Annotated in this window: 16 protein-coding genes; 4 read left to right on the forward strand and 12 right to left on the reverse strand. The window is 66.7% G+C overall.

The annotated features are described in order from the left end of the window. Window positions 1–81 precede the first annotated feature (81 nt). The gene (locus tag MRAB57_RS11220) at window positions 82–720 is read right to left on the reverse strand and encodes an MBL fold metallo-hydrolase (protein WP_077090545.1); all 639 of its coding nucleotides are present in this window, start codon (window positions 718–720) and stop codon (window positions 82–84) included. Between MRAB57_RS11220 and MRAB57_RS11225 the strand changes: the two genes are divergently transcribed. The 3 genes from MRAB57_RS11225 (at window position 697) to purQ (ending at window position 2406) form a co-directional block, all read left to right on the forward strand. Next, window positions 697–1431 (forward strand): ATPase, encoded by a 735-nt coding sequence (locus tag MRAB57_RS11225; protein ID WP_108637928.1) that lies wholly within the window; start codon window positions 697–699, stop codon window positions 1429–1431. The two genes, MRAB57_RS11220 and MRAB57_RS11225, sit on opposite strands and share 24 nt — an antisense overlap. Window positions 1432–1495: 64 nt before the next feature. Then, entirely contained in the window at window positions 1496–1735 is a 240-nt protein-coding gene (purS, locus tag MRAB57_RS11230; protein ID WP_077087623.1) for a phosphoribosylformylglycinamidine synthase subunit PurS, read from the forward strand. Beyond that, window positions 1732–2406 (forward strand): phosphoribosylformylglycinamidine synthase subunit PurQ, encoded by a 675-nt coding sequence (gene purQ, locus MRAB57_RS11235; protein ID WP_077087624.1) that lies wholly within the window; start codon window positions 1732–1734, stop codon window positions 2404–2406. Before purS ends, purQ begins: the two co-directional genes overlap by 4 nt. Here purQ and MRAB57_RS11240 read toward each other — a convergent pair. From MRAB57_RS11240 to MRAB57_RS11255, 4 genes are all read right to left on the reverse strand, one after another. Further along, the gene (locus MRAB57_RS11240) at window positions 2373–3788 is read right to left on the reverse strand and encodes a WS/DGAT/MGAT family O-acyltransferase (protein ID WP_173813930.1); all 1416 of its coding nucleotides are present in this window, start codon (window positions 3786–3788) and stop codon (window positions 2373–2375) included. The two genes, purQ and MRAB57_RS11240, sit on opposite strands and share 34 nt — an antisense overlap. A gap of 32 nt (window positions 3789–3820) precedes the next feature. Further along, window positions 3821–4630, reverse strand: coding sequence for a lysophospholipid acyltransferase family protein (locus MRAB57_RS11245; RefSeq protein WP_077087626.1), 810 nt, complete (start codon window positions 4628–4630; stop codon window positions 3821–3823). A 138-nt stretch (window positions 4631–4768) separates the two neighbouring features. Next, complete coding sequence (locus MRAB57_RS11250) at window positions 4769–5239, reverse strand: hypothetical protein (protein ID WP_077087627.1); 471 nt, start codon at window positions 5237–5239, stop codon at window positions 4769–4771. 96 nt (window positions 5240–5335) lie between these two features. Further along, window positions 5336–6544 carry a cytochrome P450 gene (locus MRAB57_RS11255; RefSeq protein WP_077090547.1) on the reverse strand — a complete coding sequence of 403 codons (1209 nt, stop codon included), beginning with the start codon at window positions 6542–6544 and terminating at the stop codon, window positions 5336–5338. 102 nt (window positions 6545–6646) lie between these two features. Here MRAB57_RS11255 and MRAB57_RS11260 point away from each other — a divergent pair, with 102 nt between their 5' ends. Then, the gene (locus MRAB57_RS11260; RefSeq protein ID WP_077087628.1) at window positions 6647–7045 is read left to right on the forward strand and encodes a VOC family protein; all 399 of its coding nucleotides are present in this window, start codon (window positions 6647–6649) and stop codon (window positions 7043–7045) included. On the opposite strand, the gene MRAB57_RS11265 is transcribed toward MRAB57_RS11260, so the two are convergent. The 7 genes from MRAB57_RS11265 to MRAB57_RS11295 all read right to left on the reverse strand — a co-directional run bounded on the left by MRAB57_RS11265 (window position 7039) and on the right by MRAB57_RS11295 (window position 13213). Next, on the reverse strand, window positions 7039–7506 hold the full coding sequence (locus tag MRAB57_RS11265) for a cupin domain-containing protein (RefSeq protein WP_077087629.1): 468 nt from the start codon (window positions 7504–7506) through the stop codon (window positions 7039–7041). The genes MRAB57_RS11260 and MRAB57_RS11265 overlap by 7 nt on opposite strands. Before the next feature lie 20 nt (window positions 7507–7526). Beyond that, window positions 7527–8972, reverse strand: a complete 1446-nt coding sequence (locus MRAB57_RS11270) for a dihydrolipoyl dehydrogenase family protein (RefSeq protein WP_077087630.1) — start codon at window positions 8970–8972, stop codon at window positions 7527–7529. A gap of 60 nt (window positions 8973–9032) precedes the next feature. After that, a complete protein-coding gene (locus MRAB57_RS11275) occupies window positions 9033–9716 on the reverse strand; it encodes a haloacid dehalogenase type II (RefSeq protein ID WP_077087631.1) in 684 nt (227 codons plus the stop codon). 21 nt (window positions 9717–9737) lie between these two features. Then, a complete protein-coding gene (locus MRAB57_RS11280) occupies window positions 9738–10787 on the reverse strand; it encodes a zinc-binding dehydrogenase (RefSeq protein WP_077087632.1) in 1050 nt (349 codons plus the stop codon). A 114-nt stretch (window positions 10788–10901) separates the two neighbouring features. Beyond that, window positions 10902–11576, reverse strand: coding sequence for a TetR/AcrR family transcriptional regulator (locus MRAB57_RS11285; protein ID WP_077087633.1), 675 nt, complete (start codon window positions 11574–11576; stop codon window positions 10902–10904). Further along, the gene (locus MRAB57_RS11290; protein ID WP_077087634.1) at window positions 11573–12265 is read right to left on the reverse strand and encodes a TetR/AcrR family transcriptional regulator; all 693 of its coding nucleotides are present in this window, start codon (window positions 12263–12265) and stop codon (window positions 11573–11575) included. Before MRAB57_RS11290 ends, MRAB57_RS11285 begins: the two co-directional genes overlap by 4 nt. A gap of 78 nt (window positions 12266–12343) precedes the next feature. Further along, complete coding sequence (locus MRAB57_RS11295; protein WP_077087635.1) at window positions 12344–13213, reverse strand: alpha/beta fold hydrolase; 870 nt, start codon at window positions 13211–13213, stop codon at window positions 12344–12346. Window positions 13214–13276 lie beyond the last annotated feature (63 nt).

Genomic DNA, 13276 nt, shown 5'->3' on the forward strand with positions numbered 1-13276 from the left:
CCGCGAGCAGACGCAGACTCCCGCGTTTTGCACTCGGATCGTGCGATTCTGCGTCTGCTCGCTGTTTAGAACTGCGCACCGTCAGAAGGTGACCCCGTTTTCCTCGGGCAGCACCTGGAAGTCGGCGCTTGTCATCTCGGTGATCCGGCCGTAGTAGAGGCCCCGTGCGTCCGGTGCCACCACGCCCTGGTGGATGGGGACCGCGCGCGCCGGCGCGACCGCCCGCAGGTAGTCGACGGCCTCGGAGATCTTCATCCACGGCGCGGCCGCGGGTGTGGCCAGCACATCGACCGGCTCGTCGGGCACGAACAGCGCGTCACCCGGATGCATCAATCGGGCGCGGTGGTCCGAATCGCCCACCAGATACGAAATGTTGTCTATCACAGGGATTTCCGGATGAATCTCGGCGTGGCGACCGCCGACGCCGCGCACCGTCAGCTCGCCGATCGTCAACTCGTCTCCGACATGCACCGCCTGGCACGGCACACCGAGTTGCTCGGCGGTCTGTGGGTCGGCGTACAGAGCGGCGTCCGCATTGCCCTCCAGCAGCGCCGGCAAGCGCGACATATCGACGTGGTCAGGATGCTGGTGGGTGATCAGGATGGCCGACAGGCCGGTGATCCCCTCGAAGCCGTGCGCGAACGTCCCGGGGTCGAAGAGCACGCTAGTGTGGTCGAACTCGGCAAGTAGGCAGGAATGCCCAAAATGCGTCAGTTGCATGCTTACGATTGTGCCCCGACGGGGGTGGTTGTGGTGCGGGTAGCGCTGGCAACGATGTTGGTCGCAGGAAGCCTGGTGTGGGCGTTTGTCGTCGTGGTGCCAGCGCCCGCCGAACCCGAGGCCTGCCCGCCCGTCTGCGACCAAATTCCGAACACCGCGTGGATCGGCCCGCGCGCGGTGCCGCTGAACCCGGTCTACAACTGGCCCCCGCTGGCCGGACAGGCGGCGCAACTGACCGGGGCGGCCAACCCCCCGCGATTCCGCTTCGAGGAGGTCTGCGGCGCGCGCCCGACGCCGCAGGACCCGCGGGCCGGGGCGGTCGTCGCCCGCGCCACGGTGGTCCACCCCGACGGCCAATGGCAGCTGGAGGCGCAGGTCCTGCACTGGCGCGGCGACACCGCCCGTGGGGGCCCGGTCGCGGCGTCGGTGTTCACCAATGCCCTCGGTGAGCTGCGCGGCTGTCAGCTGGGCGCACCGCTGCAGTCGCCGTCGGTCACCGTCGACGAACCGAACCGGATGGCCGCGGTGGTCAGCGGCCCCGTCGTCATGCACAGTTACCTGGTCGCGCACGTCGCGAGCAGCACGATCAGCGAGCTCACGCTGTGGTCGTCGGGGCCGCCGCAGGTCCCCTGGCCCTCGATGGCGGACAATCAGGTGCTGGACTCGATGACCACGCCCCTGTGCGAGGCCTACATCGCCTCGTGTCCGTAGGGCCGCCTGCCGCGCTGCTCGCCGGTAGGATCGGCGTCGGGACGGACTTGAGGAGGAGACGACGGTGGCACGGGTGATCGTGAGTGTGATGCCCAAAGCGGAGATTCTCGACCCGCAGGGTCAGGCGATTGTCGGCGCGCTCGGCCGGCTCGGTCATCCCGGTATCTCGAATGTTCGGCAAGGCAAGCGATTTGAGCTCGAAATCGACGACAGCGTCGACGACACCGCGCTGGCCGAGATCGCCGAATCGTTGTTGGCGAACACGGTGATCGAGGATTGGACGATCACCCGGGAAATGTTGTGACGACACGCATCGGGGTCATCACCTTCCCCGGCACCCTCGACGACGTGGACGCCGCCCGCGCGGTGCGCTTCGTCGGCGCCGAGGCGGTCAGCCTGTGGCACGCAGACGCCGACCTCAAGGGCGTCGACGCCGTGGTGGTGCCCGGCGGGTTCTCCTACGGCGATTACCTGCGGGCGGGCGCGATCGCGCGGTTCGCCCCGGTGATGTCCGAAGTGGTGCACGCGGCGGGGCGTGGCATGCCGGTCTTGGGCATCTGCAACGGCTTTCAGGTGCTGTGCGAAACCCGGCTACTCCCCGGGGTCCTGACCCGCAACGCGGGCCTGCACTTCGTGTGCCGGGACGTGTGGCTGCGGGTGGCGTCGAACGCGACCTCGTGGACGTCACGCTTCGACAGCGACGCCGACCTGCTGGTCCCGCTGAAATCCGGCGAGGGCCGCTACGTGGCATCCGACGACGTGCTCGACGAGCTGGAGGGCGAGGGGCGGATCGTGTTCCGCTACCACGACAACATCAACGGCTCGATGCGCAACATCGCCGGCATCAGCTCGGCCAACGGCCGAGTCGTCGGGCTGATGCCGCATCCCGAGCACGCTATCGAGGGGCTGACCGGGCCGTCCGACGACGGGCTGGGCCTGTTTTACTCGGCGCTCGACGCCGTGTTGACCGCCTGAGCGGAAATACCTGCGGCACTACGTAATTCGGCGAATGCACTGGCGAGTGCGTCGGTCGCTTCGTGGGGTTCGTTGAACGTCCGGTCGTCGGTGAGCACCGCGATGCCGAGCTGATCGACATAGCTCCACACGGTGATGTTGACCGGGGCGCCCGGCGACAGCACGCCCGTCGAGTAGATCTCGCTGACTGCCGCGCCCCCGAAATGGCCACGCTGGCGGGGCCCCACCACGCTGGACACGGCCACGTTCATCAGCTTGTTCGGTATGTCGCGGCGGGCCAGCCAGCGAAACGCCCCGGGCGCGAACGCGGTTGGCAGGTAGGCCATCAGCCGCCCGTAGAGCTCCGGCCCCATGATCTCGTGGTCTTCCTTGGCGATTCGGGTGGCCAGCGCGACCAGCCGCGCCCGCTCGACAGGGTCGGCGATGTGGACGGGCAGCGAGATCGACAGCCCGCTGATCTCGTTGCCGGTGACGCGGTCCGACTTGTCCGTGGCGGTCGGCACCGACGCGACGATCGGCCGCTCGGCGGCGCCGTCGTAGGCGAGCAACAGCGTCCGCAGGCCGCCGGCGGCCATCGCCAGCACCACGTCATTCACGGTGACGCCCAACGCCTTTGCGGTGGCTTTCACGTCCGCGAGCGGCACCGTCACGCTGGCGAAGCGCCGCTGCGGTGACACCACGTGGTTGAGAAAGGTCGGCGGCGCACCGAACGCGTCGGCCAGATCGGGGTGTGCCCCGCGCTCCTTGGACCGGCGGCGCACCCGCCGCATCCCGACGGTCGCGTCTTTGACCAGTCGCGGCAGTTCGGCGACCTGACGACCGTGGTCGCGGGCCGCGGCGCGCAGCAAGTCGCCCCGCGACGCGGTGATGCCGGCCTCGTCGTTGTCGCGCTCGTCGGCCGTCCCGTCCTCGAGGTCCATCGCGCGGGCCAACAGGTTCACCGAGGCTATGCCGTCGGCCAGGGCGTGGTGCACCTTGCCGATCAGGGCGAAGCGGCCGCCGGCCAGACCCTCGGCGAAGTGGAATTCCCACAGCGGCCTGCTGCGGTCCAGCGGGGTGGAGGCAACCTGGCCAATGACGTCGTCGAGCTCGCGCCGACCACCCGGCGCGGGCACCTGCACCCGGCGCAGGTGGTATTCCAGGTCGACCTCGCAGTCCTCCTGCCACATCGGGTGATGCAGTTGCCAGGGAATGTCAACGAGCTTGTAGCGCAACGGTTCCAGCAGATGCAACCGGCGGCGTACATGCTGGCGGAAGGCGTCGAAGCCGAATTCGCCGCCGATGTCGGCGGGGTCGATGACCGCCACCTTCAGCGTATGGGTGTGCAGGTTCGGCGCCTCGCTGTAAAGCAGCATGGCGTCCATACCGTTGAGTCTTTTCACAGGCCACCTCGCCGTGCCGAACGCACTAGCCGTCAGCCGAGAATTGGGAAGCGGCGCTGGCCGGCCAGTCGCTTGAGCGCGGCCTCCATCACTGAGCGCACGTGGGCGTCGACCTCGTCGATGTCGGGGTCCTTGCCGAATCGCTCGGTGATGTTGATCGGCTCGAGCACCTCGGTGACGATCTTGGCCGGCAGCGGCAGGTTCGGCGGGAAGATCACGCTCGCCCCGAACGGGAAGCCGAAGCTGAGCGGCAGGATGTCCATGCGCGCCTTGGTGATTCCCAGCTTGCGGGCCAGCCAGTTGCCGCGGGTCAAAAACAGCTGCGTCTCCTGGCCGCCGATCGACACGGTGGGCACGATGGGCACTCCGGTTTCGAGCGCGGTTCTCACATAGCCGGTGCGGCCGTTGAAGTCGACGGTGTTCGCGCTGAGAGTGGGCCGGTAAGAGTCATAGTCGCCGCCGGGGAAGACCAGCACCACGGCGCCCGAATGCAGCGCGGCCGCGGCATTTTCCCGGCTCGCTTCGATAACTCCCATCCGGCGCAGCAACCCGTCCAGAGGACCGATGAATAGCCCGTAATGGCCCAGGGTGTAGACGGGGCGGTCGTAACCGAAATGCTTGTAGAAGGCCGGCGAGAAGATGAATACGTCCGGCGTGAGCATGCCGCCGGAGTGGTTCGATACCACCAGCGCGCCGCCCGCCGCCGGCACGTTGTGCACGTTTCGCACCTCGGCGCGGTACCACCGCTTGATCCACGGGCCGACGGTGTTCGCGATCTGCTCGGTGAACGCCGGATCCCATTTCGCGGTCTCGCGGTTGTCAGCCGCGTCGATGGCCTTCATCACTCCGCCGCTGTCGTGTTGTTCGCATTCGCTACTTGTTGCCGGTGCGACGGTGATCTCAAACCCCCAGCAACCGTGACATATGTCACTCTCCTAATAGGAGAATGGCATTATCCATTTGCTGCGGGTGCCCCGGACTCAGCCGGCGTCGAGCACCAGCGGGGCCGCCACCACGGGACAGTCGGTGCCCGGCGCCAACTCGGCGAAGAATTCGATCGCGGCCGCGATGGTGTGGTCGACGAATATGGCGAAGTCGTCGAAGTCGACCGACTCCCGGATTTTCCGGGAGTTGCGCGCGACCACGCCGACCCGCTGCGGGTCGGAAGACCCACGGACGGTCACGACGACGTCGTCGTGCTGCTCGTTCCAGCACTCGGCAAGGCGGGCCAGGTCGGTCTCGACGGCGGCGGGGAAGAAGCAGCCGGGAGTGACCTGGATGGTGAACTCGTCGCGGTGCCAGCGGGAGATCCCGAGGTGCACGTGCAGGCGACGCGGCCTGGTGTTGGCGACGTAGAAGTATTCGCCGTCGTGCTGGCCGCGGAAGTACCGACTGCCGCGGGTGCACAGATAGCGTTCGATCAGATCTGCGGACAGCACCTCGATTGTCATATACCGATGGTGGGGCCCACCCCTAAGCAAATGCTTGGAGCCGAGCAAGGCGTGAGCAAAGAATCTGTTGAGAATTTGCTGAGCGACGATGCCCGGTCAGGGCGACACCCGCACCGGCACACTCGACCACCCTGCCACATTCTGCATGCTCACCCGCTTGCAGTCGCTCCAGATGACCTCGTAGCGGGGCATGAAGTCCAGCAGCTTCTCCAGGGCGATCGCGCTTTCCATCCGGGCCAGCGCGGCGCCCAGGCAGCTGTGCACACCGTAACCGAATCCTAAATTTTGGGCCTCGGTTCGATCACGGTTGATGTCGAATTTGTCTGCGTCAGTGAAGGCTTCGGGATCACGGTTGGCCGAGCCGCCCAACAGGAACACCGCCTTGCCGGCCGGGATGGTGGCGCCATGCAGGTGCGCCTCCTTCAGCGAATAGCGGACGTTGTACTGCGCCGGCGCCTCGTAGCGCAGCACCTCCTCGATCGCGGCCGGGACCTTGCTGCGGTCGTCGAGCAGTTCCTGCCACTGGTCGGGGTTGCGCGCGAACTGCACGATCGCGTTGCCGACCAGCTTGGTGACCGTCTCGGCACCTGCGCCACCGAGAAGCGTTGCAAAGCCAGTGATTTCGATGTCGTCGAGCTGTGTGATGCCGCCTTCGTCGCGTTCCACGTCCGCGGCGAGCAGACCGCTGATCATGTCGTCCTGCGGCTGCTTCCGTCGTTCCTGGATCAATTCGTAATAGAACGCAGCAATTTTGGTGACCGAGTCCCAGTTGGCGTCGTTCATTTCGATCTGCCCCGGCTCGCGATGTAGGGACGCATCGACCCAGTGCCGAATTTGCTGGCGATGCTCGGCGGGCACGCCCAGCACGCTGCTGATCACCTCGACGGGGAATAGCGCCGAGAAGTCGCCGACGACATCGAATCGTTGGTTGTCGACCCGCCCGAGGTGAAATTCGATGAGCTCGGTGACGGCGTCTTTGAGCGCCGTGATCGCGCGCGGAGTGAAGACCTTGTTGACCAGGCTGCGCATCCGCCGGTGTTCGGGGGGATCCATGAAGATCATCGACTTGGATTCCGGCGGGACCCCGTCGCTCTGGACCATCGCCAGATCGATGCCGCGCGAGGACGAGTACGTCTGATGGTCCTTGAACGCGGCGGCCACGTCCTCGTGGCGGGTCAGCGCGTAGAAATCGCGCGCCTCGTCGTAATAGACCGGCGCCTCGGCGCGCATCCGCCGATACGTCGGGTAGGGGTCTGCGAAGAACTCTTCCGAGAACGGGTCGAAGACCAGCTTTGCGGCGGTCATTGTGTCCTCCTCAACCACGATGCTGAGCACTTGCTTAGCATTCGGCTTGGCCGAGGTCAAGGCCTGCGAGGGCGATTAGTCTGGTACCGAAGGAGGGCGCACGTGGGATTCGTGGTGCAGCGGGTCGACCATATTGTGTTGAACTGCAACGACGTTGAGGCGACGGCGGCGTGGTACGAGCGGGTGCTGGGAATGAGCCGGGAAACGTTCGGTCCGACGGGCCGCACCGCTCTGCGTTTCGGGAACCAGAAGATCAACCTGCGACCGATCGGCGCGCTGGCCGACGACCCCGAGTGGGTCACCGGGGCCGTCGAGGCGGCCGGCTCCGAAGACCTGTGCTTCATCACCGAGGCCACGCCCGAGGAGGTTCGCGCCCACCTGGGGGCATGCGGAGTCGAGATCACCGCGGGGCCGGTGCCGAAGACCGGCGCGCTGGGGCCGATGACCTCGCACTACTGCCGCGATGTCGACGGCAATCTGGTCGAGATCGCGGTCTACTGACCGCCTTCCAGCGGATACAACGAGGGCAGGTTGACCACGATGGCCTCCTGGCTGCTGCGCGCGATCACGACCTCGGCGTCGTTGTTCGGGTCGGGATTTTCTTCTCGGTGCGGCAGATACGGCGGGATGAACACATAGTCGCCCGGCGCGGCCGTGATGCGAACCTCTTGGACTCCGTCGTGAAACACGAACTCCGGGTTGCCGCTGCGCACATAGACCGCGGTCTCCGAATCACCGTGATGGTGGTTGGACGACACGGTCTGGGGCGACGCGTACGTCTCGCCCATCCATAGCTTCTGGGCACCAACCGAGCGCCCGGACAGCGCCGCGAAGCGGCGCAGCCCCTCGGACTGCGCCGTGTCGCTGCTGAGATCGGATGCCTTGATGTGGTGCACGCGGTTGTTCGTCGGTTGCCGATCGTTTTCGTTGAAATCCGGGTGAAAGCCGTCCGCGGTGGCCATCTGCGTTCCTTTCGAAACTCTCAATCAGCCGAATCTCGATAAGCCTCAAGAAGTCTCAACCACAGCTCGCTGACCGTAGGGAAGCATGGGACCGCGTGCCACAACCGGGCGACGGGCACCCTGCCGGCGACGGCGATCGTGGCTGAGTGCAGCATTTCGGTGGCGGCCGGTCCGACCAACGTCAGGCCGAGCAAGTAATGCTCATCCTCATCGACCACCATACGGGCCCGGCCGGCGTATCCGTCGGCATATAGCTTGGCCCCTGTGACGACATCGCCGATTTCGATATCAACCGTGCGGGTGCGATGACCGGCGGCGGAGGCTTGTTCAGCAGTCAGTCCGACGGCGGCCGCCTCCGGATCGGTGAAGAAGGCCTGCGGCACGGCGTAGTGGTCGGCCGTCGTGGCGTGGGTACCCCAGGGCCCGGTGTCCAAGGGTGTCCCCGCCGCGCGGGCTCCGATGGCCGCGCCGGCGATCCGTCCCTGGTATTTACCCTGATGGGTCAACAAAGCGCGGTGATTGACATCGCCCGCCGCGTAGAGCCAGCCATCGTCAACGGCCCGCACCTGGCAGGTGTCGTCAACATCGAGCCAGCTTCCGGGACTAAGGCCTATGGTCTGCAGGCCGATGTCGTCGGTGAGCGGAGCCCGGCCCGTCGCGAAAAGCACTTCGTCGACTTGCAATTCGGTATTGTCGTGCAGTTCCAGAGTCACCGGGCCATCGGGCGTTGGCCGATGCAGCGACCGCACCGATACGCCCGTGCGCACGTCGACACCCGCGCTGGAAAGTCCACGGCCGATGAACTCGCCGACGAACGGTTCCATCCGCGGCAGTAGGCCGGATCCCCGAGCCAGGAGGGTCACCTTGGATCCCAGGCCCCGCCACGCCGTAGCCATTTCCACTCCCACGCCGCCGGCTCCGACGACGGCGAGTCGTTCCGGTACTTCGCTGCTATCGGTCGCCTGGCGGTTGGTCCAGGATCGCGCTTCAGCGATGCCGGGCAAGTCGGGAAGCGCGGGACGACTCCCGGTGCAAACGACGATCGCATGGCGCGCGAGCAGTCGCGTCTCTTCACCGGTTGCCGTGCTGACCACGACTTGCCGGGCGCCATCCAATCGTCCGTGACCTCGCATCAGGGTGGCGCCGATTCCGGCGACCCACTCGGCCTGGCCGGCGTCATCCCAGTTGGTCACGTAGCGGTCGCGGCGGCTGAAGACGCCCGCCGGGTCGATCGTGCCGGTAACCGCCTGCCTCGCACCGTCGACCCGGCGGACATCGGAAAGCGCAATCACCGGACGTAGCAAAGCTTTACTAGGTACGCAGGCCCAATAAGAGCACTCACCGCCAACCAATTCGCGTTCGACCATCGCCACCCGTAGGTTTGCGGCCCGAGCGCGTTCTGCGACGTTCTGTCCGACCGGTCCCGCGCCGAGCACCACGACGTCGAATTCGGCGGTCGTAGCCATCGTCTTCTGGTCCTTCCGGTTCGCGGCCCGGTTCCGCAGGCCGTGGCGACGTCGCGAAGTTCAGCTGATCGTAAGGCGTTCGGCGAGCTCCCGCAGGTCGCTGACCACCAGGTCCGGCTGCGGCAACCCGTCGACCGGCAGCGGCGGATTGCCCGGCCGGGTGATCAGCGCACCGCCGAATCCCACGCCTTGCGCACCGAGGGTGTCCCACACGTGGGCGGCAACCATCATGCAATCGGCGGGCGTCACGCCGAGTTCCTGACAGGCGTGCTGATACACCGCCGGAGCCGGTTTGAAGGCGCGGACGGATTCCACGCTGAGCTGGCGCTCGAAAAACTCTGCGAGCCCGGCATTTTCGAGCGGCGTCGCGGAGCCGGGCCGGTGGGGTGAGTTCGTCAGTGTGACCAGCCGAAAGCCGCTGTCGCGCAAGGCCGTGAGCCCGGCGACGACGTCGGGGTGCGCCGGCATCGTCCGCAGCTGCTGTTGCAGACGGGCGGCCTCGTCGTCGGCGATCTGCACCTGGTGTCCCGCGGCCACCATGCGCAGCACGCCTTGACCGAGCGTGAAGAAGTCGACGTAGCGCCCGGCCAGCGTGACCGTCATCGAATACATGATCAGCTGGCCGAACCACTCGCGCAGCACCCGCTCGTCGCCGAACAGCTCGCCGAAAAGCGGTGCGAGGGAATCGATATCGATCAGCGTCTCGTTCACGTCGAACACCAGCACCGAGGGTTGCGTAGGCATTCCGCCAACCTACCGGTGTCGTCAGGCCATGACGACCACGACTTTCCCGCCGGCGCCGGCTTCCGCGGCCTCGTGCGCCTCGCGAATCTGGTCGAACGAGAAGGCGCGCGCGGGCGTGGCGTCGAGCTTGCCGTCGGCTACCTGCTGGGCGATGTCACTCAGCGGTACGTCGGAGACCTCGAAGCCGGGATTTCCGAAGTGCGGGCTGGCGAAGAAGCTGAAGTTGACGCCGCTGGGCATGCGGGCCAACGGGTTGAAGTCGCCGATCGGGGCGAGCCCGCCCAGCCAGCCCGCCAGGCACGCGGTGCCGCCCCGGCGCAGCATGTCCAGCGAATCGAGGATGGTGCTGTTGCCGACGAGGTCCAAGACCGCGTCGATGCGCTTGGCTTCGGCGATGTGGGCGGCCAGGTCGGGCCGCTCCACCTCGACGCGCGCCGCCCCCAGTTCCTCCAGCATGGGGAAGCGGTCCTTGCTGCGCGCGGTGGCGATGACGTTTGCGCCCGTGGCAACCGCCATCTTGAGCGCGGCCTGGCCCAGCGCCGACGTCGCACCGCGGATCACCAGCGTCTGCCCCGCGGTCAGCTGGATGTTGCGGTACAGGCAGGTCCAGGACGTCGCGAACGTCTCGGGTAGCGCGGCCAGTTGCGACCAGGGCAGGTCGGACTCGATGAGGGCGACGTTCGTCGTGCGCACCCGGGTGTACTCGGCGTAGCTGCCGTTGATCGTTCGCCCCAGACCGCCCATCAGACCCGCGACCTTGGCGCCCACCGGAAACTCCCCGCCCGGGCAGGAATCGACGATGCCCACGCATTCGATGCCGCTGACCTCGGCGGCTTCGGCCCACTCGCCTTTGCGCATGTGTATTTCGGCGTGATTGATGCCGAAGCCCTTGACCTGGATCACCACTTCGCCGTCCTTGGGCAGTGGCTTGGGGATGTCGGTGTACACCAGGCGGTCCAGCCCACCGAAGCCTGTCAGGACGATCGCGCGCATCGTTTCACTGCTCGCCTGTTCGCGGACCACGGCCGGATGGGTCGGAAGCCCGTCGGTGGTAGTTGCGGTCGTGCTCATGGCATTGCCTCTTTCACATCGTCGGGCGCGCTTGGGAAAAATCGAGCTGGCAAATAATGGGTCATTCAACCCATTATTATGGGCGAGTCGGCCCAAAGATGTCCAGAGCGATTGTCAGGACTTGGGCCTGCGCCGAGGCGAGGGGGAGCGGCGCTTGGCGGGCCGGGCTGGTGCCGGCGCGAAGGACCGCACGTAGTCGACAGCGGCATTGACGGCCACCCGCAGCGGTTCGGCGTCGCCGGTGGCATGCGTGACCATCGCCCCGCCCTGGTGGGCTGCTACCAGCGACACCGCGAGGTGCCGCGGATCGGCCTCGGGCCGCAGATCGCCGCGCCGCCGCATTTCGGTGAGGCCGGTCTGGAACAGCTCCAGCCACTGGTCGTATCCGTCGGCCAGATCGTCGCGGACCTCGTCGTCGGAATCGATCAGCTCGCCGGCCAGCGATCCGTATACGCATCCGCCCACCCGGTAAACGGTGTCGATGTCGGCCACGCACGCGTCGGCCCAGGCCCGCAAGGCCTCCAGCGTGTCGAGACCACCCAGCTGCGGCCGGGTGTGGAACGCGATGACGTCGCCCCGGCGGGCGGCGACGACCTCGCGGGTCAGTTCTCGTTTGTCGCGGAAGTAGTGCGAGATCTGCGATCCGCCCACGCCGGCGGCAGTCCGGACCTCGTCGATGCTGGTGTTGGCGACACCGCGCCGGAACATCAGCCGGGCGGCGGCGTCGATGATGCGCGCGCGCGTCGCCAGTCCTTTGCGGGTGAACCGCGATGTGCGGTCGTCGCTCACGTTGTCGTTGCGCGCCTGCGGCGGGGCCGTCGCGCGGGGCGCGGCATCCTTTCGGCCGGATCGGTGGCGAACATCCGTAGGTAATTGACGGCGAATCGGGTGGCATCCGCGTGCGGCCATTCCGCCCGATACGTGAAGGCAAGTGTCGCGCCGCCCTGGTGGGCGCACACGATCGTCAGGGCCAGCCGTCGGGAATCGGCCGTAACGTAAAGGACCCCATGGTCTTTCATTCGTTGGATCGCCGATTCGAGCAACTCGATCCACTGCCAGTAGCCCGCCGCCAACGTGGCGCGCGTGGCGTCGTCGGACTTCGCCAGCTGAGCGGTGAGCGCGTGGTAAGTCGGTGTGCCACCTGAGGTTCCGATGTGTCGCAGGTAGCGCATGTTGAGATCGATCCACCGCTCGAAGTCGTCGAACGAGTCGAGATCGGCGAGCTTGGGCTGGCGATGGAAGTCCACGACCACGCCGATCTGGCGCCGGATGACCGCGCGAATCAGGGCGCTCTTGTCGGCGAAATAGTGGGCGAGCTGAGAGCCGCTGACCGACGCCGCTTGACGGACGCTTTCCATGTTGGAGGCCGAGAGGCCCTGGGTGACGATCAACTGGGCGGCGGCCTGCACGATCCGGTCGCGGGTGGCACGCCCCTTGGCGGTCAACCGTTGTTCGTCCTGAACATCGGGATGGGCCATCGCGTCAGGCTAACCCGCGGGCACCGCCGATTATGGGATCTGCAGCCCATTGCCGGCCGTGGCGCCCGCGGGTCGCGGTCAGGTGGACACGCGACCTTCGAGGAAGTTGCGGATCAGGGCGGCGACCTCGTCGAGGGCGGATTCCAGCAGGAAATGGCCGCCGTCCAGCAGGCGGATCTCGGCGTTGGGAAGATCATCGGCGAATGCCTCGGCGCCGGCCGGACCGAAGATCTCGTCACCGCGGCCCCAGACCGCCAGCAGCGGCACCTGGCTGGTCCGGAAGTATTCCTGCACGCGGGGGTACATCGGCGCGTTGGTGGCGTAGTCGCGGAACAGCTTCAGCTGCACCAGGTCGTTGCCGGGGCGGGACAGCAATGTGTAGTCGTGGTGCCAGGTTTCGGGGTCGACGAGCGTCTCGTCCGGTACGCCGGTGAGGTATTGCCATCGGGTGGCGTCCAGCGTCAGGAAGTTCCGGACCGCGGCCTCGGTGTCGGGTGTCTGCTCCGACTGATAGGCCTCGACGATTTTCCAGAAGCTCTCGACGAACCCGGCGTCGTAGGCGTTGCCGTTCTGGCTGACGATCGCGGTGATGGCCGACGGCTCGCGCAGCGCTAGCCGCCAGCCGATCGGGGCGCCGTAGTCCTGCACGTAGACGGCGTAGCGGTCGACGCCGACGCTGCGCAGCAGGCCCGCGGTCAAATCGGTCAGCGCGTCGAAGGTGTAATCGAACTCCTCGACCGATGGCGCGTCGGAAAGGCCGAACCCCAAATGATCGGGCGCGATCACGTGGTAGCGGTCGGCCAGCGCCGGAATCAAATTCCGGAACATGAAAGAGCTGGTCGGGAAGCCGTGTAGCAGCACCACTGTGGGCGACGCCGCGTCCCCGGCCTCGCGGTAGAACAATCGATGGCCGTCGATGGTGGCGTAACGATGATGAACGACCGGCATGAGCAGCCTCCTGCGCCGTGTGATTCCGAGCCTTCCCAATTCTGGGATGCCTATCCCAGTATG

This window comes from Mycobacterium rhizamassiliense, assembly GCF_900157375.1.
Lineage (GTDB): Bacteria > Actinomycetota > Actinomycetes > Mycobacteriales > Mycobacteriaceae > Mycobacterium > Mycobacterium rhizamassiliense.